The sequence below is a fragment of the uncultured Granulicatella sp. genome (assembly GCF_963516875.1).
Taxonomy (GTDB): Bacteria; Bacillota; Bacilli; order Lactobacillales; family Aerococcaceae; genus Granulicatella.
The window spans coordinates 18362-44388 of record NZ_CAUQCL010000014.1 but is presented as its reverse complement, the minus strand read 5'-3'; the positions used below and the strand labels follow the sequence as shown (position 1 = coordinate 44388).

Here is a 26027-nt window from a genome sequence, read left to right as displayed (position 1 = left end):
TACACTAAAATAGGGTTGGTGGATTTTCTCCATCAACCCTATAAATTATAGAACCCTTTTTTATCGGAAGTTTTAGGAGAGTGCGTAATAAATTAGACTTCTTTCATAGTAGTATTGGACGCAAGCTTCCTAGTAACAGTAGCCACAAGTGTGGCTGCTGTTACGCATACTGCTATAAGAAGTCTTTTCTGTTTTATTGGGTATTTATGAGAGTTCGTAACTATTTAGACTTCTCTATATAGTAGTAAAGGACGGCAGCTACTATGGAGAAGTCTTTTTTGTTTTGTCTTTTTGGTTGTGTAAATTTGTATTTTTTTGTAAAATAGAAGGGCTAATAATTTTAATGGAGGATTTATGAGAGAGAAATTTAAGAAGTATCAACATTTAGTGAAGCCTTATGACATTATTATTGTAATTGCCTTATTTATTTTATCATTTTTACCAAATGCTATTTTTGCAGTACAACAGATGACGACTTCAACTGAGGAAGCGAAGATTTATGCTGTTGTTACGATTAATGGTGAAGAAGTGCAACGTTTTGAATTGAAAGAGGATACTCCGAGAGAGGAATTTATTTATTTTCCTAGTGATGAGCAATATAATATTATTGAAGTAGATGGGACTAGAATTAGAGATAAGGAAGATAATAGTCCTGACCAAATTGCTGTTAAGACGGGTTGGATTTCAAGAGTGGGGCAAACGAGTATTTGTTTGCCGCATGGGTTGATGATTGAGATTGTTTCAACTCAGGAACCTACCGAAGAAACGGATACTATCATTCCCCTGTAAGAGGAACAGAATTTGACTTCCCTGTATAGTAGTATAGGACGCCAGCAAACCTACGGTTTCATGGCTAAACTTTGAGCCTAAGGTCTCAAAGTTTCCTAGTACAAGTAGCCAAAAGAGGCTACTTGTACGCATACTACTATGGGAAGTCTATTCTGTTTTGACGTATATTTATGAGAGAGCGAATAAAAGTTAGACTTCTTTCATAGTAGCAAAGGACGGCAGCAAACCTTCGGTTTCATGGCTTGCTACTATGAGAAGTCTTTTTTGTTGTTTAATAAATGGTAAAATCTTGTTCTATTATTTGTCAGGTAAATTTATTCATGATACGATAATATTATATTGAAATTAAAGAAATGAGAGAATTTTATGAATGACAATCAACCTTTAGAACCGCAAAAAATTCCTTCTCGTCATGACAAAATAGAGAAAGAAATTGGTTCAAAAGATAAATGGTATAAAAAAATATGGAATCATCCTTGGTTTAAAAAATTCAGAAAATTTTGGAAGAAATTTTATATTACAAAACTTTTTTGCACAATTTTTTTAACTTTCACAGCTTTCTTTTTAGCATATTTAGTATATGGAGCAAAGACTGCTGATGTGAGTGGTTTAAGAGCGGGGATGATCCAAGAAACTGTTATTTATGATGCGGATTTAAAAGAAGCAGGTGCTTTAAATATCTCGAAAGCAGAATATGTATCAATAGATAATATTTCCACTTCAATGAAAGATGCCGTCATCTCTACAGAGGATAAACGGTTTTATGATCATAAAGGTTTTGATCTGATTGGGATTGTTCGTGCTTTTGCTGGATTAATTCTTCATCGTGGAAATATTGTTGGTGGGGGTAGTACGTTAACACAGCAATTAGCAAAAAATGCTTTTTTAACATTAGATCAAACATTTTTAAGAAAAGCAAAAGAGTTATTTTTAAGTTTTGAAATTGAAAAGCATTATACAAAAGATCAAATTTTAGAGATGTATTTAAATAATGCATATTTTGGTAATGGTGCATATGGGATTGAAAATGCTGCTCAACGTTATTTTGGGAAAAGTGCTGCAGATTTATCTATTAGTGAATCAGCCATACTTGCAGGTTCTTTAAAAGCGCCAAGTTATTATAATCCTATTGATCATTATGATGCTACCATTAAAAGACGAGCTACGGTATTACAATTAATGGTGACAAATGGCAAGATTAGTGAGCAAGATGCTACTATTGCTTCAGAATCAGATATTGTTCTTGTAGATAGTTATGTAGCCAATTCAAGATATCGTTATCCTTATTATTTTGATGCAGTGATTAATGAAATTACTCAACAATATGGGATTAAAGAAGAGGATTTATTTAATAAAGGGTATCGTATTTATACTGGTTTAAATCAAAAATTACAAGCAGATATGGAAGAAACATTTGGAAATACGCAATTATATCCTGCTTATGATGATGGGACAAAAGCTCAAGCTGCTTCTATTGCAATGGAACCACAAACGGGGAATGTGTTAGCTGTCGTTGGAGGAAGAATTGATGGAGCAGGGAAGCATACGTTTAGAGGATTTAATCGTGCGACACAAATGAAAGTTCAACCTGGTTCAACTTTTAAACCATTAGCAGTCTATACTCTTGCATTAGAAGAAGGATATGAACCTAATTCAACATTAATAGATGAAAAACGTTCGTATGGTCCAGAAAAATATACTCCTGAAAATTGGAATCATCAAAATAAGGGAACTGTAACAATGACTGAAGCATTAAGTTTGAGTTGGAATGCTCCTGCAGTTTGGTTATTGGATCAATTAGGCTTGAAAAAAGGAATTGAAAAAGTTCATCAATTTGGAATTTCAACAGTTCCAGAGGATGAATATTTAGGCATTGCATTAGGGGGATTAACAAAAGGAGTTTCTCCAATGGAAATGGCATCTGCTTATACAACTTTTGCCAATAAAGGAGTCCGTGCAAAAGGTAGATTTGTGACTAAAATTGTAGATGCTACGGGTGCAGTGATTGTTGATAATACAACTCCTCAAACAAATAAAGTGACGAGTGAAACAGTAGCTGATAAAATGACAAGTATGTTATTAACGGTGTATGCACCAGGTGGTGGTGGAGCGAATGCTGCGCCAGCGGGTTATACGATTGCAGGGAAGACAGGTACAACAGAAACAGTAAATGGAGAAGATGGTGCTAGAGATCAGTGGATGATCGGATATACTCCGGATATGGTTGTTGCAACTTGGATGGGATATGATGATTCTGCAAAATATTCTCTTGCTGTATCAAGTACACATGGAGTGGGACCTTTATTCCAATTAGAAATGTATGGATTATTAAGTAGCTATCCAAAAAATACACCATTTGGAGTCGCTCCTGCTGTAACTACTGAGAAAAAAGATTCGTCATTAAATGTAGATGACTTGATTCAAAAAGTAGAGGAGACTGGTAAACAATTATGGTCAAAAGTCCAAGAATGGACAGGACAATTGTGGAAAAAAGTAGGGCAATAGGATACAATAGAAACGAAGAGCCTGTTTTGTATATAGAATTAATAGATAAGTAATGATATTAAAATGACATCAAATTGTTACATAACTGGTCCATGATTGACATTATTTTTGTGTATACTAGTTGCAAAGTTTGAATAGGGGGAAAACTATGAAATATAAAAAACTATTTATTGGCTGTCTCACAGCTTTAACACTTTTTACAGTTAGTACGTATAGTCAGAATACAACGGCATTTGCTGAAGAAACAGCTGTAAGTGGAACATATGTATCTGATAGTAAAGAAGCGATTATTAATCGTATTAATGAAATTCGTAAAGAAGCGTATGAGGAAGGGTTAGTAGACCGTTATGTACCCATTAAATGGTCAACTGCTTTAGAAAAAATTGCAGAAATTCGTTCTGTAGAAGCTTCAGTATTATTAGCACATAGTCGTCCGAATGGAGAAAGTGATCCATTTAGTATTGTAAAAGATAATGTCCGTAGTTATGGTGAAAACTTAGCTTGGAATCGTTCTGGAGTTCTGGAAGGAATTGAGTATTTCTATGGTGAAAAAGCTGCTTATGTTAAATCGAAAGTAAATAACCAACCATTAGAAGTTGGGGAACAAACAGGACATTATTGGAATTTAATTCGCCCAGATTTTACTCATACAGCTTTAGTAGCTTTCCAACAAGATGGAAAAGGAATTATTACTGCACAAGCTTTTACAAATACTGAGTGGCTAAAAGCAAATGGATTTGATTCAAATCTTGAAGAAAACTATTTAGGGAAAAATGGTTCTGCTACCGTTAATATTGAAATGAGTGGAGATACTTCAAAAATTTCTGCTTCAAAAGGAAATTATCGTAGTATTAGAACTGCCTTTAAATCTGCAACTTCAAATAAAGTGTTAAATGGTTGGGTAAATCGTCATTATTATAAAAATGGTGAAAAAGTTGTTTCTCAATGGATTTATGATGATAATTACTCAAGTTGGTTCTATTTAGATGAAAATGGAGAATACCTTGAAAATACGTGGAAAGGTGACTACTATTTAGAAGCTGGCGGTTATATGGCTAGTGGAGAATGGGTCTATGATTCGAATTATCAAAACTGGTTCTACTTACATGGTAATGGAAAATATGCTCGTGACTATTGGCAAGATTCATACTATTTAGGGCAAAATGGGGCATTAGCTCGTGATACGTGGATTGGAAGTTACTATGTAGATTCAACTGGTAAATGGAATCCTGAAATGTAATTATATTGAACGTCAACAAAAGTTAGATAAAAGTCTAATTTTTGTTGACTTTTTTATTTCTAGGTAGTAAAATTCTAATAAAGTTAGACAATCATCTAATTTGTTTAGAAAGTGAGGTTGAAATTTTATGGATATCATATTAAATAATGCGAATTTTAGAAAATTATGGTTAAGTAGTACATTTGCGGGAGCAGCAAGTAATATTATTCAATACGCTTTATCGCTCTATGTGTTAGATAAGACGGGGTCTGCAACGGCTTTTGCTAGTATTCTTTCGATTATTATCTTCCCTAGAATACTATTTTCTCCAATTGCTGGTGTGTGGGGAGATCGAGTGGATCGTCAAAAAGGTTTAGTATATACAACACTGATGACGGTTATTACGTTATTGATTTTTGGAGTGGGGACTTATTTGACAAGTAATTTATCTCTTGTAGCGATTTATTTTTTGGTCATTATTTTAGAATTAGTAGAGGTTTTTCAATCGGGTCCGATGATGAGTGTTTTGCCAGCAATTGTAGAAGAAAATCAATTAGCTCTAGCCAATACTTGGATGCAAGTGGATAATGGAATTGTGAATATTATTACACCGTTTGTTGCAGCATTTATTTATTCGACTTTTTCCATTACAGGTTCTTTATTTATTTCAGGAAGTATTTTATTTTTGACAATGATTGGTTATGCATTGATGAAAATTCCTGAGCGTAAAGTTCAAAAACAAATGGGTGAGGAGCAATCTGTTGTGAATAGTTTTTGGACAGATTTCAAAGATGGCATTAAAATTGCGTTCGACATTCCAAATCTTATTATTATTGTATTATTAGCCTTATTTATTAACTTTTTAATGTCTCCTATATTTGGTATTGTGATTACTTACTTTATCAGGGTTACGTTGGAATTTTCAAATACAGAATTTAGTATGTTTCAATCATTTGTAGCAGTAGTGAGTATGATTTCTCCATTAATTGCGTATCGTTTAATCAAAGACAGTAAAGAACCCGTTCACTTATTATTGAAATATACTGGGGGATTTGTCGTTGGATTATTTGTGGTTATGTGTGGAACAATGGCTCGTGATATTTTATCAATGAATCAATGGATGTCGTTAGCTGGTATTCTTGTTGGATTTATCCTTGTTTCTGTTTTAGCAACGTATATTAATATTCAATTATCAACTTTAGGTGCTAAAATGGTTCCAGAAGAGTATTTAGGAAGAATTGGAACAACAATGGGAATGTTAGCTACGATTTCTGTTCCAATTGGGCAGTTAGTTTTTGGAATGTTATTAGATATTTCGAATGCTACAGTTTGTTTAGTTGTTTCGATTGTGGGATTAGTGGTATTCTTAATAGTAGCGAATCGAATGTATCAAGATTCTAGTAAGGAGGCACAAAATGCAATTTAAACAAGAGCAAATGGAGTTTGTCAATCAGCTGCTGTATCCAATATTAATATTGAAAAAGGATAGAGATGAAGAACGTCCATCCTCACTATTGGAAGAGCAATTAGAAGTTATTGTGGAAGAAATGAGACAGATGAGTGTTCCTTTGGAACCTTATAAAGATAATATTCTTTATTTCTATAAGGATGATGCTTTACGAATGTTTTTTGTCAATGTAAAAAATGTACTTCGTTATCATTCATTTGAAGAGTATGCTAAAGTTTTACATTCGATGGATGAAGGTCAAATTAAGCAACAATTAATGACAACTATTGTGAAGCAAGATGAAGAGGAAGCGAGTGTCGAAGATAAAGTTACAGAATTATTAGGGAATCAATTTGCATTTTTAGATTTCTTAAAAAATCTGCCGATTGATGATACTGTACGTTGGAATTACTTTACGATTATGTCGCAGCCTAAAAAGTTTGTTGAAGATTTTATTTCTTTGCATCAAACATTGAAGCCGATATTTGAGAAAGTGTATGCGGAATATTTACCAATTTTAGAGAAATCTTATCAGGAATTTGAAACGACTATTCAAGAACACCCAACGATTTTAGCAGAAGCATTTTCAGGAACGAAAGTGATCAAGGAAATTGAGTGGGCTTCAGATGAAATTTCAGTCATTCCAACCTTATTATTATCTGACTTCTATTTTCAAGATTCAGAAATCTTAATACTAGGGGCAAAATCATTAGAAGTGATTCAACACGTAATCCAGACTAGATTGGATAAACAACAAGAACGGATTAATGTCTTCAAAAATTTAGGAGATAAAACAAGATATCAAATTTTTTGCGAGATTGCTAAAGGTACAAAGAGTGTGAAAGGAATTGCGGAACAATTGGGCATTACTTCTGCCACGGTTTCGTATCATATTAATGAATTAGTCTTATCTAATTTAGTTGTTCATGGTTGGAATAAGAAGGATTGTAAGCAGGCAATTCATACGGAATTGATTACAGAAGTGATGAATGGATTAATGGAAGATAGTTTTATGACGAATACACTAGAGAATGAAAAATAATGTGCTATAATAACAATACAAAAGATTGTATGGAGGGATACAGATGAGTGATGTAAAATTAGTAAAACGTAGTGAAGTCGATCAATCGATTACTTGGGATATGAGTCTATTATATCCAAATGATGAAGCATATCGTACAACATTAAAGGAAACAGAAGCTCAATTAAAGAGCTTTAAAGAAAAATATGAAGGTAAATTGGCAGATTTAGAAGTATTAACTGCAGCTACTGCAGAATATGAAGCTTTATATGAAACTTTTTATCGTTTATCTCATTACGCAGAATTGCCAATGACTGTTGACCGTTTCAATGATACAGTGGTTGAAAATGCGACTTTATTTGAACAAGTAGCTAGTGCATGGGCTTTGAATATGAGTTTCTATGATACTGAAATCGTAGGACTAGAAGAAAGTTTATTACGCCAATTTGTGGTAGAAAAACGTCCAGATTTAGCATATTTCATTGAAAAAATTATTCGTGCTAAAGCTCATACATTATCAAAAGATGCTGAACAAGTTTTATCAAATATGTCAAGTTTACCTAGTTTCTATCAATTATATGAAGTAACCAAACATGAAGATATGGAATTTGATTCATTTGAAGCAGATTGGAAAACGTTTGAAAATAGTTTTGTTTTATATGAAAACTTACATGAAATGGATAATCGTACAGAAGTTCGCCGTAATGCAGCAAAAAGTTTCTATAAAACATTAAATCGCTATAAAAATACAGTTGCAAATGAATATATTTCAACGATTAAAAAAGAAAAAATGCTTGCAACAATGCGAGGGTATGATAGTGTCATTGACTACTTATTAGAAAAACAAGATGGTGATCGTGAATTATATGATCGTCAAATTCGTACATTAATGACAGATTTAGCACCACATATTCAACGTTATATTCGTTTATTAGCAAGAGAACATAATGTAGAGGATATGCAATTTGCAGATTGCAAAATCAATTTAGATCCTAATTTTGAAGTGGATATGTCCATTGAAGAATCAAGAGACTATTTGAAGAAAGCTCTTGGGATTTTAGGGGAAGATTATAAAGATATGATTGATGAAAGTTACGACAAACGTTGGACGGACTTTCCACAAAATATTGGTAAGAGCACAGGTGGATTCTGTGCGACTGTTCCAAAAGTAGCGAGCTATATTTTATTATCATGGACTGGAAAAATGAATGAAGTATTCGTATTAGCCCATGAATTAGGACATGCTTACCACTTTAAACGTGTTGGAGAAGAGTTAACAATGTTTAATAATGAATGTTCATTATACTTTGTAGAAGCTCCATCAACTTGTAATGAAGTGATTGTATCAAATTATTTATTGAAAAATAGCACAGATGCTCGTTTCAAACGTTGGGTTATTAGTAATATGATTAGTCGTACTTATTTCCATAATATGGTAACTCACTATTTAGAAGCAGTATTCCAAGATCGTATTTACAAGATGGTAGATAATAATGAAATGTTAAATGCAGATGTGTTATCTAAAGTAAAACGTGAAGTGATGGAAGAATTCTTTGGTGATAGCCTTGTTGTGAATGAAGGAGCTGAACTAACTTGGATGCGTCAACCTCACTATTATATGGGATTATATCCATATACTTATTCTGCTGGTTTAACAATTGGTACAGCAATTGCAAATAAGATTGAGGAAGATCCTTCTCAAGCTCAAGTTTGGAAAGATACATTAGCATTAGGCGGTAGCCTTTCAGCGAAAGACTTAGCACGTCATGCTGGATGTGATGTTTCAACAGAACAACCACTAAAAGAAGCAATTGCTTATGTAGGAAAATTAGTGGATCAATTATACAACCTTACTGAGGAATTAAAATAGGACTTGTCTAATGTAGCAAAGGACGGCAGCAGCCTCGCTTGTGCGAGTCTCATGCCTAAATTTCGAGCCTAGGTCTCGAAATTTCCTTATGGAAGAAGCCAAGAGATGGCTTCTTCCATTTTTGCTACTGCGAAAGTCCATTTTACTTGAACGGGAATTTATGAGAGAACGTAAAAAATAAGACTTATCTGATGTAGCAAAGGTTATAAATCCTTATGGCAGGAGCCGATAGTTTGGCTTCTGCCATTTTTGTTACTGTTAAGAAATAATACATTGACATCACTCAAAATAGTGATATGATTGACATGAAAACGTTTATAAATAGGAGATGTTTCTTATGATTAAGTCAATAAAAAAATAGAAAAGTTAGATAGCTTACAACAATTTATATTAGGGTGTGGTGGTAATCATGATATATAAAGTATGGAATGTCCCTAAATATGTACTTATATTTTTTATTATGATATTGGCTTCATTAGATGGAGTTCTAATATCTTCGTTGTTTAAAAATTTAATTGACTTAACTAGTCAAGATAATTCTCAAGATTTTATGAAATTAATCATTAGTATTCTTCTGATTTATGCTATAGTGTTATTGTCAAATTACATTTACAACCGTATGAAATATCAGTTTGTTTTTGATGCTAATCTATATATAAAGCAAAAAATTATGCAAAACTTTTTGTTGCAAGATTCGAGGTCTTACTCAGAAGCAGAAGTAAAAAAAGAAACCATTTCTTTTTTTATGAACGATCTAAAATTATTAGAAACAAATTATATTATCCCTTTTTTGATATGTATTTGTATATTTTTTATGCCTTTACAGCTTTTGTTTATAGTTTTTTTATAGATTCTGCTTTAGCATTCATCTTTTTAGCATTTTCTCTCATTCCATCTATAGTACCAGTGTTGTTTAAAAAAGTCTTAGCGGATAGAACGAAGAATTGGTCAAATTTAAATCAAGACTATACTGAAACCCTAAACGAAACTATTGAATCTTCAGAAGAAATTAAAGAATTTCATACCGAAACTATCTTTATCAAAAGATTTTTTTCAAGAGTATTAGAAACAGAAAAATCTTTTTTGATGCTTAATAATATGCAATCTTTATCAATACTTGTAATTGGATGTATATCTATTTTATGTTATATTTTTCCACTTGTTATAGGGGGATATTTTGTGATGTCACAGCAAACAAGTTTGTCAAATTTAATTGCCGTATTTTTTGCCTCAAACAGAATTATCACACCCGTAAAATTAGCGATTAATATTTATAATCAATTTAATTCGGTAAAAACTATTAGAGAAAAAGTTGAGGAAGTGTTACAAAAGGATATTACTAAGTCTCAGCAAAAGTATTTGCCTGTAGAAAAAATATCAATAAAGTCGGGTAACGTTTCACTTGGAGGAAATCTGATTTTAAAGAATATCCAACTAGATTTAACTAATAAAGATAAGGTACTGGTGGTAGGAGAAAGTGGAGCCGGTAAAAGTATTTTATTAAACCTTGTTAAAGGGAACTTACCCTTAGATGAAGGAGATTATATTATTGAACCTAAAAATTCAATTTTAAATATAGCTTATCAAAAAGATTTTATCTTTAAAGACTCGTTAAGTTTTAATATTTTATTTTCTAATGAATTAGTTTCAGAAGAGTTGAATAACATTTTTGAAATTGATAATAAATTTCCAAAAATGATTGACTATCAAGGAAAAAATCTATCAGGTGGACAAATAAAACGTATTAATTTAGCAAGGATTTTAAGTCATGGAAGTAGCCTACTTTTAGATGAACCTTTTCAAGGGTTAAGTACTAAGCAGTCAAGTTCTATTGAAAAATATTTATTGAAACATACGGATTTCTTGATGATATCAAGTCATGTTCTTCATGAAGAAAATCTTTCAAAGTATTCTAAGTATATTGTGGTAGAAAATAAAACAATTACTGTATATAAGGAACTTTCTGAATTTAAGAAAACTAATTATTATCAACAGAATATTCATAGAATTTAAAGAAGAATTCTCTTAGAAAAGTTGAAAAAAAGAAGTTTCGCTTTTGCGAGACTTCTTTTCTCTATACAACTATTGATAAACCTATATATTCATTAATTATTTCGTACGAATACTAACCTCACCATATGACAATGTGTACAAACTGTTATCTTCTTTTTCGACAACCAAATGTCCATTTTCATCAATGTCTTTTGCATAGGCAGAATATGTTTGGCTTCCTTCGAATACATTCACAAATTTACCAATTATATTTGAATGTTCCTTATAAGTAGAGATAAATTCTCTCTTAGAAAGATTTTGATAATAAAATGTCCATTTTTCTAAAAACGTTGCAATAAAATGGTTACGATTGAAAGAAGATTCATTATATTCTTCTTTTGAAGAAAAAATACTGCCAACAACTGAGTGTAATTCTTCAGGGAATGATTGAGGTGAGTCAATTAAATTAATTCCGATTCCAACAATGAGTGCTTGAACTTGTTGAGATTCAAAATCACTAATTACTTCTGTCAGAATTCCACCGACTTTCTTTTCACGATAAAATAAATCATTTACCCATTTAATATCTAGAGATTTATCGGTTAATTGTTTAATCGTTTCTAAGTAGGCAACTGCTGTAGCACAAGTAATCAGTGATAAATCTTCCATTGGTGCAGTTGGGAATAAGCAAAGACTAATATATAAACCAGTTTTTGCAGGTGAAACGAATACTCTTCCTAATCGACCTCTTCCTGCAGTTTGTTCTTCACTAATAAAAATTGCAGGTGTAGTAGAGTGTTGATTCGCATAATTTTTTGCTAAATCATTTGTTGAAGTAGTGCATTCCATTGTTTGAATATGCCATTCAATAGGATGATGTAAATTAATTAGTTCTTGTAAAATTTCTTTATCGGATAAAACATCATTATTTTCTGACAATGTATATCCTTTATTAGTAGTAGAATCGATTGTATACCCCTCCTTTTTTAAAGATTGAATAGCCTTCCAAATGGTAGTTCTAGATTTGTTTAGTTCTAGTGCTATTTTTTCTCCAGAGATTGCTTCTCCTATATGTTCTCGAAGATATTGTAAAACTGCTTCTTTTGTGGTCATAAAAATCCCTCCCCTTATGTTTCTGATTTTATACAGGAAAAATACGATTGTCAACGCTATCTTTTAGGATGGTTGACAGCTAAAAAAGGTAGTTTTAAGTATGCCTTTTTACTGAGGCATGGTATAATGGAATAGAAGATGTTATGAGAGGATTTGAATCAATGAGAAAATTAGTCATTAATGGAGGGAAACCACTAACTGGAGAAGTAACCATTAGCGGTGCTAAAAATAGTACAGTAGCTTTAATTCCAGCTGCTATTTTAGCATCAGAACCAGTTGTATTAGAAGGTGTTCCAGATATTCAAGATGTAGCCGCATTAATTGAAATTTTGAAAGATTTTAATGTTCATACTACTTTTGAAGAAGGAGTATTGACCATTGATCCAACGAATATGTTATCCATTCCAATGCCAAGTGGAAAAATTCAAAGTATGAGAGCTTCGTATTATTTTATGGGTGCGACTCTTGCAAAATTTGGTGAAGGAGTTGTAGGACTTCCAGGAGGATGTTTCTTAGGACCTAGACCAATTGACCAACATATTAAAGGATTTAAAGCATTAGGAGCAGATGTTCGTAATGAAATGGGAGCCATTTATTTATCAACGAACGGACAAGGATTAACAGGAACTCGTATTTATATGGACGTTGTATCTGTAGGAGCAACAATTAATATTTTATTAGCAGCTGTTCGAGCAAAAGGTAAAACAATTATTGAAAATGCTGCAAGAGAACCTGAAATTATTGATGTCGTGAATTTATTAAATAAAATGGGCGCTAATATCAAAGGTGCAGGTACAAGTGTGATTCGTATTGAAGGTGTGGAAGCATTACATGGATGCCGTCATACGATTATTCCAGATAGAATTGAAGCAGGAACGTATTTATCGATTGCAGCAGCAGTGGGTGAAGGAGTTACTGTAAAAAATGTAATCTTCGAACATATTGAAGGATTTTTAGCAAAAATGGAAGAAATGGGCGTAAAAATGGCGATTGGTGAGGAAGATATTCATGTTTTCCCATCTAAAGAATTGAAAGCAGTGAGTATTAAAACTCTGCCTTATCCAGGTTTTGCAACAGATTTACAACAACCGATTACGCCATTATTAATGAAAGCCACAGGAGAAGCTAAAATTATCGATACGATTTATCCAAAACGTGTCAATCATATTCCTGAATTAAATCGTATGGGAGCATTAGGACGTGTGGAAAATGATGTCATTTCAATTACGGGTCCAACTGCTTTAACAGGATGTGAAGTAGCAGCTAGTGATTTACGAGCTGGTGCAGCATTAGTCATTGCTGGTTTAATGGCTAAAGGAACAACAAAAATTAGTAATATTGAACATATTTTAAGAGGGTATTCTCATATTGTTGAAAATTTACAACAACTAGGAGCTGATATCCAAATGATTGAAGAGGATTAAGATGTCAGAAACAATTGAAACAGTAACTTTACCCGTCTTGCAACAAAAGACTTTAAAAGAAATGTATGGTTTTGCTAAGCACTATAAAATCCCTTATTATGGGCAGATGAATAAAAAAGAATTAGCTTTAGCGATTATGAGAGCTCAAGAAGAAGCAACTGGCTTTTTCCAAGTAGAAGGGGTATTGGATATTAATAATGCGGAAGGATATGGTTTCTTACGTCCAATTAATTATTCTACTAGCCAGGAAGATATTTATATTTCTTCTTCTCAAATTCGTAAATTTGCCTTAAGAAATGGAGATTTAGTATCAGGTCCTGCCCGTCCTCCACGTACGGGGGAAAAGTTTAACGGCTTGATGCAAGTTGGTGCAGTAAATGGGAAAGACCCTGAAGAAGCAAAAGAACGAGATCATTTTCCAGGATTAACACCACTTTATCCTGAAAAACAAATGCAATTAGAAACAACAACAGGAAGAATTGCTTCAAGAATGTTAGATTTAATTTGCCCAATTGGTTTTGGACAGCGTGGCTTAATTGTAGCACCTCCGAAGGCTGGTAAAACAAGTTTATTAAAAGAAATTGCAAATGGGATTACAACAAACTATCCTAATGCGGAATTAATTATTTTACTAATTGATGAACGACCAGAAGAAGTAACAGATATTGAGCGCACAGTAGATGCTGAAGTTGTATTTTCAACTTTTGATCAAACACCGGAACACCATATTAAAGTGAGTGAATTAGTGTTAGAGCGTGCATTGCGTTTAGTAGAAGATGGTCGTGATGTGATTGTATTACTGGATAGTATTACACGTTTAGCACGTGCGTATAATTTAACGATTCCACCTTCTGGTCGTACATTAAGTGGTGGGATTGATCCAGCTGCTTTTTATCGTCCTAAGAGATTTTTTGGTTCTGCTAGAAATATTGAAGATGGTGGAAGTTTAACGATTTTAGCAACGGCTTTGATTGAAACCGGAAGCCGTATGGATGATGTCATTTATGAGGAGTTTAAAGGAACTGGGAATGCGGAAGTGCATTTATCTCGTGAATTAGCAGAAAGACGTGTGTTTCCAGCGATTGATGTGAAACGTTCAGGTACTCGTAAAGAGGAAATTTTACTGGAACCTCATGTTTTAGAAGCAGTTTGGAAAGTTCGAAATACGATGAAGGGTGACGGACTAGAAACAAGCGAGCAAATTGTGAAGCAATTAAGAGAAACAAAGAGTAACAAAGACTTTATAAAGCGTACCGAAATATTGTAAAAATTATTCGAAAGACTTTTCTATAGTAGCAAGAGGACAGAACTAGCTTGTAAATGCCAATCTCATGCTACTTGGAAAAGTCTATTTTTTTGGACGGACGAAAAGTGAATAGAAACAGAAAAATTTTCATGGTAGCCGGACGCCAGCAAACCTACGGTTTCATGGCTAAAAATTGAGCCTAGGTCTCAATTTTTCCTTGTAATAAAAACCACTGAACTTGTGGCTTTTATTACTGCTACTATGAAAATTTTTCTGTTTCTATTCACTTGTAAAGTTTTTCTCATTGTTTCGTATCAATCCTATTAGAAAAAAATTTTATATTTTTACGTGCTGTAGATAAGAAGGTTCAAAATATGAGAATTAGTTCCATGATTATAAAACAAATTTTATAGTATTAGTAAAGACAAATACGTCACTCACATCAAAGAGAGTGAATAGAAAGAAAAAACATTTTTACCGTAGCAGTAATATAAGCCACGAGAATAGTGGCTTATATTACGGGAAAATTTGAGACCAAGGCTCAAATTTTAGCCATGAGATTTGCTAAAGCAAAGCTGCTGGCGTCCCGCAACAGTAAAAATGATTTTTTATTTCTATTCACGAGTAAAAACTTTCACTTTAATCCTTCCCATTCTGCGAAAAATTGGGTTAAATATTCTTTCATAAATTCATGTCGTCCTTTTGCGATTTCACGAGCTTCGGGAGTATGTAAAGTATCAGATAAAGTTAATAATTTTTCAAAAAAATGTCCAATGGCAGTATCTTCAAGTTCATGAGCTTTTTCTAACACCTCTTGAGATTCTCCTGTATAAATCGGACGTTGGTGCGCACCTGAATAAACAAAAGTACGAGCAATCGCAATTGCACCAATCGCATCTAGTCGATCCGAATCCTGAACAATTTTGTCCTCAATTGTAATAGGTTGAAGCGGGTTTTTCCCATTACGAAACCCAACTGCATCAATAGAATAGAGAATTTTTTCAATTAACTCTTTGGTTAATCCATGTTGTACTAATAAATCTCTCACTTCTAGTTTGGCTTGTTCTACATTAGAAACAATTTTATGATCATAACGATCGTGAAGTAGGGCAGCTAACTCAATTTGTAATGGATTAGCTTCAGGATAATGTGCAGCAATTTTTTGGGCATTTTTCCATACTCTCTCAATATGATACCAATCATGCCCGGTAGTTTCTTGAGTAAAAAATTTTTTCATTTCTTTTTGAATCTCAATAATGATTTCTTTTTCGTTCATTCTTTTTCCTTTCCTATATCGAATAAAAAGACTTTTGGAATTCCAAAAGTCTTCTTTAATGATTAATGTAACACTTTGTTTAAAAAGTCTTGTGTACGATTGTGTTGCGGATTTTTAAAGATTTGTTCTGGTGTACCATCTTCCACAACATAACCGCCATCCATGAAGATTACACGGTCACTTACTTCACGGGCAAATCCCATTTCGTGGGTTACCACAACCATTGTCATCCCATCTTTTGCTAATTGTTGCATTACTTCTAATACATCCCCAACCATTTCAGGGTCAAGAGCAGAAGTTGGTTCATCGAATAATAACATTTTTGGCTTCATCGCTAAAGCACGGGCAATGGCTACACGTTGTTTTTGACCACCAGATAATGTTTTTGGATAAACGTCTGCTTTATCTTCAAGTCCAACCATTCCTAATAATTCTAAAGCGTGTTTGTCTGCATCTTCTTTTGTTTCACGTCCTAATTCAACAGGAGCTAATGTAATATTTTCTTTAATTGTTAAATGAGGAAATAAATTAAAGTGTTGGAATACCATTCCGATTTCTTGACGAACAAAGTTTAAATCTGTATTTTTATCGGTTAAATCATATCCATCAACAATAACTTTTCCTGCTGTTGTTTTTTCTAGACGATTTAAGCAACGTAAAAATGTTGATTTTCCAGATCCAGATGGACCGATAATACAAACGACTTGTCCTTCTTCGATTTCTAAATCAATCGATTTTAAGACTTCTAATTCACCATAATTTTTTTTAAGGCCTTTTACTTCGATAATTGCCATCTTATGCTTTCCTTTCTAAACGTGCTGAAATTTTTGTTAATAGAGTAATAACGATTAAGTACATCATACCAACAATAAACCACATTGAACTTGATTGTAAGTTTCTTGCAATAATTATTTTACCAGTTTGTGTTAATTCTACAAGTCCTATAATTGATAAAATTGAAGTATCTTTCAAAGTAATAACAAATTGGTTAATAAATGATGGAACCATTAAACGAATCGCTTGCGGTAAAATAATTTTTTGCATTGATTTGTAATATGGTAATCCTAAACTCATCGCAGCTTCGCTTTGTCCTTTATCGATTGCATTAATACCACCACGAACTATTTCAGCAATATATGCCGCAGCATTTAATCCTAATGTTGAAATAGCAGCAACTGTTGCATCTAAACGAAAATTAAATGCTTGTGGAATCCCAAAATAAATAAAGAATGTTAAAACAATTAGTGGAATACCACGCATAAAATCAATATAAAGTGTTGCAATTGTTTCTAAAATAGAAATACGACTAGTTCTCATTAATCCTAAAAGAACACCGATAATAGTTGCAATTGCTAGTGAAACAAATGTAATCCAAATGGTATTCCATAATCCACTTAAAAGAGTTGGAGCATTTGTTTTTAATAATCCTAACAAGCTTGTATCTTCAGTAGTGGCAGTAGTAGAATCATCTGTTCCGATATATTTGTTTAAAATTTTATCATATTCACCATTTGCTTTTAGAGTTGATAAGCCACGATTAAAAGCTTCAATAAATTCAGTATTTTGATTTTTTAATACCGCAACTCCATATTGAGTTACTTGTTCTTTATAAGATGTTAATGTCATTGGTAAGTGATTGCTGCGAATTGCATAACCTAAAACTGGATAATCTTCAAAAGTAGCAACACTATTTCCACTGACTACATCTTGATACATATTTGCTGAATCTTCAAATGTTGAAATTGTAAAACCATATTGCTCTTTAATAGAAGAAGCAAAACTTGTGCCTTGTGTCCCAATCTTAACAGCTACATTTTTTCCACGAAGTTCTTCGTATGTACTAATATTACTTGAAGTACTTACTGCCATTCCAATACCGCTATCAAAATAAGAATCTGTGAAATCAAATTTTTGTTTTCTTTCATCTGTTATACTCATTCCTGCAATAACCGCATCTACTTGTCCAGCTTCTAAAGCTTGAACGGCAGCATTAAAGCCAAGAGCTTTAATTTCAATTTCAAAATTTTCTTCTTTTGCAATTTTATTGATTAAATCCATATCAATTCCAACATAATTTCCAGAAGTATCTTGAAATTCAAATGGAGCAAAAGTTGTATCTGTGGCAATGGTATATTTTTTTGTCGAAGCTTCGATTGGAGTAGAGATAAGGAAGAATAATATTCCTAATAAGCTAATCCAGAAGCTCTTTTTCTTCATGTTCATGTTTAAATTCATAAGATCCTCCATATTGTTAAATATTAATGTGAGCCTATTTTACTAGACTCTTAACAAAAAAACAAAAAACAGGTCTCATGTCATGTTACATTTTCTGACATGAGACCTGTATCTCTGACTAATCGTTTTTTAAATGATGATTCAAATCACTTAATAATTGAATCATGGTATCTAACCGTTGTTCCATTCGATGCAGTAAATAAATACTCATTGCAATAGGAAATCCCACATTGCTAATTAAAGCAATGAGTGGTTGTAAAATATCTGCTTCCATGAAATCACCTCCTATATTAAAAAAGGAAATTCCATAAAAAAATTACCCCCATAAAGGAGGTAATGCGTTAATTTTGTTGTTCTAAACACTTTTGAATCGCTTTGGCGACTCCACCATGTTTGTTATCGTCTGTTTGATATTTAGCAGTGGCCATAGCTTCTTGGTTAGCATTTCCCATTGCGACACTGTATCCAGCAAGTTTTAACATAGATACATCATTTGAATTATCCCCAATCGTAAAAACTTCTTCCATGGAGATTCCTAAAGTTTCTGCATAATGGTGAAGAGCGATTCCTTTTTGAGCATCTTTGTGGGTTACTTCAATATTCGTTCTAAATGATGAAGTTGCAACGAGATTTGGTAATTGTGTATCGACAAAAGAACGAATCTCTAATAAAGCAGATTCTTGTTCATCATTGGATGTTAAAATTTTGTAAATTTTAACGGATGGATCTGCTAGTACTTCTTCAACACTAGAAACATCGATTGCTTCAAAGAGCTGTCTTAATTTAATGAGTTCTTCTTCTAATTTAGCAGGTGTTAATTCTGGATGATTATGTTTGAAGGTTTCTACTTTTTTAGCAAATTTTTCTTCAAAGTGTAAGGAATAGATTCCATTTGAAGTCATCATATCCCAATTGTTTTGATGCAATTCAATTTTTTGAATAAGTGCACGTGTATCCTCATGAGAAAGTGTAACTTCTTTTAAAATCGTACCATCTTCTTCATAAATAATAGCACCATTTAATCCGATAATGGGGCATTGTAAATTTTCAGGTTTTAAACAAAGAGATGCTTGGTAAAAATCTCTTCCTGTACAAATGATAAATGGAATGTTTTTATCTTGTAAATAACGTACCATTTTAACATTATCGGGATGAATAGTAGAGTGATCTTGTAAAATTGTGCCATCCATATCACTGGCAAATAATCGAATCATAAGTTCTCCTTTTTCGCTTCTTGAATATGCTGTCGAAGTGATGATAGATGTTCTTGAATTCTCTTAATTCGTGGTTGACTCATATGTTTGAAATTTTGAACATCTTCTATAATGTCTTGAGAAATTTCTTTAACTTGAGGGATAACATAATATTGTAATTGTTTCACACCGTGCTGAATAACAGGTACTCCTGTACTAACAGTAGAAATTTCTTCAGATAAAGTTACGATATTGTCGTATAGTTGTTCACGATTTTTTTTACCATTTTGCTTTGTTGTTAGTAGGGCAATTGTTCCTCCAACAATACTTCCAAAAAGTAATCCCTTTACGAATTTTTTCATAAGTTTTTCTCCGTTTTTTGAATTTTTTGTTTATTGTTCTACATGATTAGCAATATTTTGGGCAATCGTTGCTAATTCTTCGTGAGAATAGTCATGAGTTTCCCATTTTAATCCAAAGCCCTCTTCATGTTTGTAACGAGGAATTAAATGGATATGAGAGTGGAAGACGCTTTGGAAAGCGACCTCACCATTATTATTTAAAATATTTACACCTTTTACTTCGGGGTTCATTGCTTTTAAAGCACGAGCGATTTTTGGAATTCTACTGAATACGGCTGCTGCTAATTCTTCATCGTATTCAAAAATATCTTTTACATGTTTTTTTGGAACGACTAATGTATGACCTGGAGTTACTTGTCCTAAGTCTAAAAAGGCAATCACAACTTCATCTTCGTAGACAATATGTGCCGGAATTTCTTTAGAAATAATTTTATCAAAAATGCAATCTGACATAATAAAAAAACCTCCTTAAATTGTATAGGCAAATCGTACCACGAGTAGTGAAGGAATGCAATGAAATTGCGAAGTTTTTCTTTAAATGAAAGTTTCTAGGAACTAGACTGAATTTTTGATATAATAATGCTAAATTGTTTAGGATTGGAGAAAATTATGACATTAAAAGTAGAACATATAACAGCTGGTTATACTCAAGTTCCTGTCATTAAAGAAGTTTCTTTTGAAGTGAAATCTGGAGAAATTTGTGGACTCATTGGATTAAATGGTGCAGGAAAAAGTACAACGATTAAATGTATTACAAATTATATTCAACCATTTTCAGGGAAGATTTCGATTCAAGGACATACAGTTGAGGAAAGTGTCAGAGATTATCGTTGTTTAATTTCAGTTATTCCTGAGACACCTGTATTATATGAAGAATTAACCTTTAGAGAACATATTGAATTAACCGCTCGTGCATATCAACAAGATACTCCAGAAACAATGCATCGTGCGATGGAATTAGTAGAACAGTTTCGTTTAACGAAACAATTAGATTGGTTTCCAGCATATTTTTCAAAAGGAATGAAGCAAAAGGTACTCATTGTTTGTGCCTTAATGTTAGACGTTCCGTTATATGTGGTCGATGAACCATTTTTAGGATTAGACCCACTAGGGATTCGTACATTATTAAAAGTGTTAAGAGAGAAAAAAGAATCTGGTGCTGCCATTTTAATGTCTACGCATGTGCTAGATACTGCAGAAAAATATTGTGATCGTTTCATTGTGCTACATGATGGATTGGTTCAAGCGCAAGGAGATTTAGAAACGCTTAAAAGCGAAGTTCGAATTGAAGAAACTTCTTTAGAAGACGTGTATTTTGCATTAACAACGAATACAGGTGATCATCATGAATAGTGAACAATTGTGGGGAAGTCGTTTTAAGACTTATCAGAAAAAAGTAATGAAATATGCCAAATATATGATGAATGATCATTTTATGATTGTGTTCTTTTTCTTATTTGGCTTTCTATTATTTCAATATTCAACATGGTTAAAAACCATTCGTATTTTAGAATGGCCTTTAATGTTAATTGTTAGTTTATTTTTAGCTATTTTTCCATTGTTAGGTGAAATCGCTACTTATTTGGAAGAGGCTGATGTCCACTTTTTAAGTGTCATTGGTGAAGATTTTAAACCTTATTTTAAACGTGCGATTCGATATAGTTGGATTTTTCCATTAGTGATGAATATTATCGCAACGATTTTTGTATTACCGATTTTTATGCAAGCATTTGGAAATGGAATAATGGCATTTATTGCTATTTTTTTAACGCTATTATCTTTAAAAGGATTCCATTTTATGGTTCAAAAATCAATTTTCGAAGGGAAATTGCCGAAGAATTCGTTTTATACTGTAGCACTATATATCGTAAATAGTATTTGTTTATTCGGAATTCTTTTACTTATTCCAAATAGTTTTTCACTATTGTTAGCTTTCGTATTGTTAATTCTTTCAATTGGATTGAATCGCTTTGCTGCTACTAAACCGGTACATTTTAAGTGGAATGAAATGATTCATTGTGAACAAGTGCGTCAACAGAGAATTTTTCGAGTGATTGCTTTATTTGTAGATGTACCATTTTTGAAGAAACATCAAGCTAAACGTAATCAATCATTAGATATTTTCGTGGAAAAACTAACACCAAATCGGATTCATCCTTATCGTTACTTATTAGTTCGAACAGCGTTAAGAAGTTCCAATTATGTGACGGTGTTACTTCAAATGATTGTTGCAACGATCTTATTATCATTTGCTAGTTCGATTTGGTACTGGATCATGGCAATTCAGTCGATAATGGTTTTAGTGATTTGTTTCCAATTTGCTTCTTTATACAAACATCCAAAAGCTCATTCGATTTATATTCATTCGTTATATGAACCAAAGGAAATGATGGATGATTTTATTGGAGTTGTATTACAATTGGTATTTGGCTCAAGTGTTATTATTACCTTATTAACGGTATTAGTTTCAAAAAATATTTTTGTATTAGCAGGACTTGTATGGTATCCCGTTTTGTCAGCAACTTTCTTATATGGGTATTTAAAACCACGTCTAAATCGAAAAAAGAAAAGACGTTAAAAAAGAAATAGAAATTTGCCTATAAACTTGACGAGAACAATAGGACAGCATACAATGAAAGATAACGAATAAACTCAGAAATGGTCGGTAGGGATAGAAATATGGAACAAAATATGGATGCAGGATGGGAATTACATCCAATTGGGGGAGATACCGGTCAAGCTTATATGGCAGTTCGGGCTCAGGAGAGAGTCTTTTTAAAAAGAAACTCATCCCCATTTTTAGCTGCTTTATCTGGTGAAGGCATTGCCCCTAAATTAATGTGGACCAAACGAGCAGGAAATGGAGATGTTTTGACTGCTCAAGAATGGTTATCTGGTCGATCCTTAACAACTGAAGAAATGAATTCGATGGAAGTGATTGATTTATTAAAGGAAATCCATCAATCTCCAAATTTACTATTAATGCTTCAAAAAATTCAAGGGGAAGAATATACTGCTCAGCATTTTATTGAAGATTATTTAGTCAATTTACAGTCCGGTTTACAAACGCATCGTTTTTTATCTGAAGTGTTAGATTATTTAAAAGAAACATTACCGCTTGTATTAGAAGCAGGGAAAACCGTTTGTCATGGAGATTTAGATCGTCGTAATTTCTTATTGGCAAATGATAAATTATATTTAATTGATTGGGAAATGGTTCGTTTAGCTGATCCTGTATCGGATTTGACAATGATTTTGACCCAATATATTCCTGTTCATCAGTGGGGAGAGTGGCTAGATGCCTATGGTTTAAACTTATCAACGAATATTTACCAACGAATTGAATGGTATGCGTTAATGAATTGTTTAAACTTTATTAAGAAAAGTCATTTTGAAGGTCGTTATTATGAAATGAATGAAAAGATTTTAGTTGTAAAATCAATTTACAATCATCGTTTGATGAAAGAAGAGGAGTAACAAGATTGCGTTTAAGAAATAAACCATGGGCTAAAGATACTTTATTAGCTCATCCAGAAATGGTAATTCAAAATCCAGAAGAATGGAAAGGACATTGGAAAGAGCGTTTTGGAAATGATCATCCAATTCATATTGAAATTGGTTCTGGAAAAGGTCAATTTGTTAGTGAGATGGCTAAGAAAAATCCTAATATTAATTATATTGGTATTGAAATTCAAACAAGTGTGATTGTTGTTGCGCTAGAAAAAGCATTAGCAGCTGAAGTTCCGAATTTACAATTATTACATATTGATGGTGGAACAGTGACAGATTATTTTGAAGATGCTGAAGTTGATCGAATTTATTTGAATTTCTCTGATCCATGGCCTAAAAAACGTCATGCTAAAAGACGCTTGACTCATGCAGATTTTCTAAAAGCATATGAACAAGTATTACCACTAGAGGGTGAAATTCATTTTAAAACAGATAATCGAGGCTTATTTGAATATAGTTTAGCTTCGTTCTCTCAATTTGGAATGATTTTAAAACAAGTGTGGTTAGATTTACACCAAGTAGAGTTTGAAGGCAATGTGATGACCGAATATGAAGAAAAATTTTCTGCTAAAGGACATCCAATTTATCGAGTAGAAGCAATTTTTCCAAAAGAACGTCATCCCTATGAAGTAAAGTAGAGGAGTGGTAAAATGTCAAAAAATAAATCATCTTTTACAGCAGGATTTTTCCTTGCAACTGGAGCTTTTCTAGGAGCATGGCTTGTTTCTAAATTTTATGAAAAGAAATTAGTCAATGGGGATGTTATTGTAGGGAATGTTCGTCGTTTATTTACTGTTGTAGGAACGATTGAAGGTTCATGGATTGAAATGGAACCCGTGTATATTGAACAAGAAGATTTTAGTGGTTATGTATACTATGGTGGCATTACTCGTAAAGAACAAGAAGAATTAGTGCAATATGAATTTTTTGCAGATGCAAAAACGGGTGCAGTTCTAGATTTATATAAAATAGCGTCAGCCTAATGGTGAGGAAAGCTCATAGAAAGAGCGACGTAAAAAAGGAGCTCTGAAAGGACTGGGAACGGTACATTCGAGCTTTTTATTCTTATGGAGGTAAGAAAATGGAAAAGAAAACAGAAAGTTTAATTAAAACTTTAACAGAATTACAATCAACTAGTGGACATGAAAAAAATGTTCGAGAATTTATGAGAAAAGAATTGGAACCATTAGTCGATCGTATCGAGCAAGATGGTTTAGGTGGGATTTTTGGGGTTCGTGACCATAAAGATGCCAATGCCCCTAAAATTATGATTGCCGCTCATATGGACGAAGTTGGATTTATGGTAACCAATATTACTGCAACAGGTTTATTAAAAGTAAGCCCGTTAGGTGGATGGAATCCATATGTCGTTTCTGCGCAACGATTTACATTACAAACTCGTAAAGGAGATTATCCTGTAATTTCAAGTTCAATTCCTCCACATTTATTACGTGCGGCTGGTGGGCAACAAGCATCTGTGAAAGTAACAGATATTTTATTTGATGCTGGATTTACTTCAAAAGAAGAAGCTGAAGAATATGGAGTTCGTCCTGGAGATACCATTGTTCCAATGGTTGAAACGATTTGGACAGCGAATAAAAAACGAATGATTGCAAAATCATGGGATAATCGTTATGGTTGTACTGTAGTATTAGAAGCTTTACGTGAATTACAAAATGAAGCATTACCAAATACATTAATTGCTGGAGCAAATGTTCAAGAAGAGGTTGGATTACGTGGAACAGGACCGAGTGTTACAAAATTCAATCCTGATTTATTCTTTGCGGTAGATTGTTCTGCTGCGGATGATTTAACAGGTTCAAAGGATACATTTGGACATTTAGATCAAGGATTTTTATTACGAATTTTGGATCCAGGCATGATTACTTTACCTCGTATGAAGGAATTTTTAGAAGATACGGCTTTAACTCATAATATTCCATTCCAATACTTTGTTTCTCAAGGTGGAACAGATGCAGGAAAAGCTCACTTAATGAATCAAGGAGTTCCAAGTGCAGTTATTGGGGTATGTGCTCGTTATATTCATACGCATCAAACAATGTTCTCCATTAAAGATTATGAAGCAGCACGTGAAATGGTTATTCAAACGATTCGTGCATTAGATCGTAGTACGGTTGATACTATTTTAGATGGAAGAACAAATTAATAAAAAAATACTTTTAAGGAGATTACTATGTGGTTAAGTTTTTATAATCAAGAAGGCATTTCAGATACATTATTATTAACATCAGGGGCGGCAAGTCGTTATGATGTTACAATTGAAACAAAAAATGGAGTAACACGTGGATTTGATGAAAAAACAAATACAGTGATTGGTTACAATATTGCAGGAATTTCAAATCATATCCGTTTTGAAAAAGCGGGACAACAATTTTTATCAGAGGAAGAACAAGCAATTGTGAAATCATTAATCCAAGAAGCTGGATTTGATGGTGAAGCATTAGATTTATCTCCAAAAGATACTTTAGTTGTTGGATACGTTGAAACTTGTGTTCCTCATGAAGACTCAGATCATTTACATGTTACACAAACACGTGTTAGCCAAGATACTGTATTACAAATTGTTTGTGGAGCTCCAAATGTAAAAGCAGGACAAAAAGTTGTAGTAGCTACACCAGGAACTGTAATGCCAAATGGAAGTATTATTTGGTCAGGAGAATTACGTGGCGTAGCAAGTCACGGAATGTTATGTTCTGCTCGTGAATTAGGATTAGAAAATGCTCCAGCTAAAAAAGGAATTTTAGTATTAAATGATGATGCTGTTATTGGAGAGCCGTTTAAAGGTTAAAAAATCGAAGAGGAGT

The 26027-nt window shown here is 33.0% G+C and carries 24 protein-coding genes; 16 read left to right on the top strand and 8 right to left on the bottom strand.

From position 1 onward, the window contains the following. Nucleotides 1–354 precede the first annotated feature (354 nt). The 7 genes from RWM24_RS06385 (at nucleotide 355) to RWM24_RS06355 (ending at nucleotide 10864) form a co-directional block, all read left to right on the top strand. Nucleotides 355–789: a NusG domain II-containing protein gene (locus tag RWM24_RS06385; RefSeq protein ID WP_314112614.1), complete on the top strand. Its 435-nt coding sequence runs from the start codon at nucleotides 355–357 to the stop codon at nucleotides 787–789. A 366-nt stretch (nucleotides 790–1155) separates the two neighbouring features. After that, on the top strand, nucleotides 1156–3294 hold the full coding sequence (locus RWM24_RS06380) for a PBP1A family penicillin-binding protein (RefSeq protein ID WP_314112612.1): 2139 nt from the start codon (nucleotides 1156–1158) through the stop codon (nucleotides 3292–3294). A gap of 148 nt (nucleotides 3295–3442) precedes the next feature. Beyond that, complete coding sequence (locus RWM24_RS06375; protein ID WP_314112610.1) at nucleotides 3443–4534, top strand: hypothetical protein; 1092 nt, start codon at nucleotides 3443–3445, stop codon at nucleotides 4532–4534. 127 nt (nucleotides 4535–4661) lie between these two features. Continuing rightward, nucleotides 4662–5939 (top strand): MFS transporter, encoded by a 1278-nt coding sequence (locus RWM24_RS06370; protein ID WP_314112608.1) that lies wholly within the window; start codon nucleotides 4662–4664, stop codon nucleotides 5937–5939. Next, nucleotides 5929–7002 (top strand): winged helix-turn-helix domain-containing protein, encoded by a 1074-nt coding sequence (locus RWM24_RS06365; RefSeq protein ID WP_314112607.1) that lies wholly within the window; start codon nucleotides 5929–5931, stop codon nucleotides 7000–7002. The genes RWM24_RS06370 and RWM24_RS06365 overlap by 11 nt, the downstream gene beginning before the upstream one ends. 43 nt (nucleotides 7003–7045) lie before the next feature. Beyond that, a complete protein-coding gene (gene pepF, locus RWM24_RS06360; RefSeq protein ID WP_314112605.1) occupies nucleotides 7046–8851 on the top strand; it encodes an oligoendopeptidase F in 1806 nt (601 codons plus the stop codon). Nucleotides 8852–9502: 651 nt separating this feature from the next. After that, nucleotides 9503–10864: an ABC transporter ATP-binding protein gene (locus RWM24_RS06355; RefSeq protein ID WP_314112618.1), complete on the top strand. Its 1362-nt coding sequence runs from the start codon at nucleotides 9503–9505 to the stop codon at nucleotides 10862–10864. A 96-nt stretch (nucleotides 10865–10960) separates the two neighbouring features. Here the strand turns inward: RWM24_RS06355 and RWM24_RS06350 are convergent, their stop codons facing one another. Continuing rightward, nucleotides 10961–11956, bottom strand: a complete 996-nt coding sequence (locus RWM24_RS06350) for a biotin--[acetyl-CoA-carboxylase] ligase (RefSeq protein WP_314112604.1) — start codon at nucleotides 11954–11956, stop codon at nucleotides 10961–10963. A 161-nt stretch (nucleotides 11957–12117) separates the two neighbouring features. Between RWM24_RS06350 and RWM24_RS06345 the strand changes: the two genes are divergently transcribed. Then, nucleotides 12118–13380, top strand: a complete 1263-nt coding sequence (locus tag RWM24_RS06345; protein WP_314112616.1) for a UDP-N-acetylglucosamine 1-carboxyvinyltransferase — start codon at nucleotides 12118–12120, stop codon at nucleotides 13378–13380. A gap of 1 nt (nucleotide 13381) precedes the next feature. Next, nucleotides 13382–14647 (top strand): transcription termination factor Rho, encoded by a 1266-nt coding sequence (gene rho, locus RWM24_RS06340; protein WP_314112603.1) that lies wholly within the window; start codon nucleotides 13382–13384, stop codon nucleotides 14645–14647. A gap of 613 nt (nucleotides 14648–15260) precedes the next feature. On the opposite strand, the gene RWM24_RS06335 is transcribed toward rho, so the two are convergent. The 7 genes from RWM24_RS06335 to RWM24_RS06305 form a co-directional block, all read right to left on the bottom strand. Continuing rightward, nucleotides 15261–15902, bottom strand: a complete 642-nt coding sequence (locus RWM24_RS06335; RefSeq protein WP_314112602.1) for an HD domain-containing protein — start codon at nucleotides 15900–15902, stop codon at nucleotides 15261–15263. 62 nt (nucleotides 15903–15964) lie between these two features. Beyond that, on the bottom strand, nucleotides 15965–16696 hold the full coding sequence (locus RWM24_RS06330) for an amino acid ABC transporter ATP-binding protein (protein WP_314112600.1): 732 nt from the start codon (nucleotides 16694–16696) through the stop codon (nucleotides 15965–15967). Between the two features lies 1 nt (nucleotide 16697). After that, nucleotides 16698–18137 (bottom strand): ABC transporter substrate-binding protein/permease, encoded by a 1440-nt coding sequence (locus RWM24_RS06325; RefSeq protein ID WP_314112598.1) that lies wholly within the window; start codon nucleotides 18135–18137, stop codon nucleotides 16698–16700. Between the two features lie 118 nt (nucleotides 18138–18255). After that, nucleotides 18256–18411: a YvrJ family protein gene (locus RWM24_RS06320; protein WP_314112597.1), complete on the bottom strand. Its 156-nt coding sequence runs from the start codon at nucleotides 18409–18411 to the stop codon at nucleotides 18256–18258. A 67-nt stretch (nucleotides 18412–18478) separates the two neighbouring features. Next, entirely contained in the window at nucleotides 18479–19351 is an 873-nt protein-coding gene (locus RWM24_RS06315; protein WP_314112595.1) for an HAD family hydrolase, read from the bottom strand. Beyond that, nucleotides 19348–19692: a YtxH domain-containing protein gene (locus RWM24_RS06310; protein ID WP_314112593.1), complete on the bottom strand. Its 345-nt coding sequence runs from the start codon at nucleotides 19690–19692 to the stop codon at nucleotides 19348–19350. Before RWM24_RS06310 ends, RWM24_RS06315 begins: the two co-directional genes overlap by 4 nt. 30 nt (nucleotides 19693–19722) lie before the next feature. After that, nucleotides 19723–20145 carry an HIT family protein gene (locus RWM24_RS06305; protein ID WP_314112592.1) on the bottom strand — a complete coding sequence of 141 codons (423 nt, stop codon included), beginning with the start codon at nucleotides 20143–20145 and terminating at the stop codon, nucleotides 19723–19725. A 156-nt stretch (nucleotides 20146–20301) separates the two neighbouring features. On the opposite strand from RWM24_RS06305, the gene RWM24_RS06300 reads away from it, so the two are divergent. The 7 genes from RWM24_RS06300 to ytpR all read left to right on the top strand — a co-directional run bounded on the left by RWM24_RS06300 (nucleotide 20302) and on the right by ytpR (nucleotide 26011). Continuing rightward, a complete protein-coding gene (locus tag RWM24_RS06300) occupies nucleotides 20302–21045 on the top strand; it encodes an ABC transporter ATP-binding protein (protein WP_314112590.1) in 744 nt (247 codons plus the stop codon). Next, on the top strand, nucleotides 21038–22270 hold the full coding sequence (locus RWM24_RS06295; RefSeq protein WP_314112588.1) for an ABC transporter permease: 1233 nt from the start codon (nucleotides 21038–21040) through the stop codon (nucleotides 22268–22270). Before RWM24_RS06300 ends, RWM24_RS06295 begins: the two co-directional genes overlap by 8 nt. Nucleotides 22271–22371: 101 nt before the next feature. Continuing rightward, on the top strand, nucleotides 22372–23169 hold the full coding sequence (locus RWM24_RS06290) for a phosphotransferase family protein (RefSeq protein WP_314112586.1): 798 nt from the start codon (nucleotides 22372–22374) through the stop codon (nucleotides 23167–23169). A gap of 5 nt (nucleotides 23170–23174) precedes the next feature. Further along, nucleotides 23175–23840 carry a tRNA (guanosine(46)-N7)-methyltransferase TrmB gene (gene trmB, locus RWM24_RS06285; RefSeq protein WP_314112584.1) on the top strand — a complete coding sequence of 222 codons (666 nt, stop codon included), beginning with the start codon at nucleotides 23175–23177 and terminating at the stop codon, nucleotides 23838–23840. A 12-nt stretch (nucleotides 23841–23852) separates the two neighbouring features. Then, complete coding sequence (locus RWM24_RS06280; protein ID WP_314112583.1) at nucleotides 23853–24185, top strand: PepSY domain-containing protein; 333 nt, start codon at nucleotides 23853–23855, stop codon at nucleotides 24183–24185. Nucleotides 24186–24283: 98 nt separating this feature from the next. After that, complete coding sequence (pepA, locus tag RWM24_RS06275) at nucleotides 24284–25369, top strand: glutamyl aminopeptidase (RefSeq protein ID WP_314112582.1); 1086 nt, start codon at nucleotides 24284–24286, stop codon at nucleotides 25367–25369. Between the two features lie 27 nt (nucleotides 25370–25396). After that, nucleotides 25397–26011 carry a YtpR family tRNA-binding protein gene (gene ytpR, locus RWM24_RS06270; RefSeq protein WP_314112581.1) on the top strand — a complete coding sequence of 205 codons (615 nt, stop codon included), beginning with the start codon at nucleotides 25397–25399 and terminating at the stop codon, nucleotides 26009–26011. The last annotated feature ends 16 nt before the right edge of the window (nucleotides 26012–26027 follow it).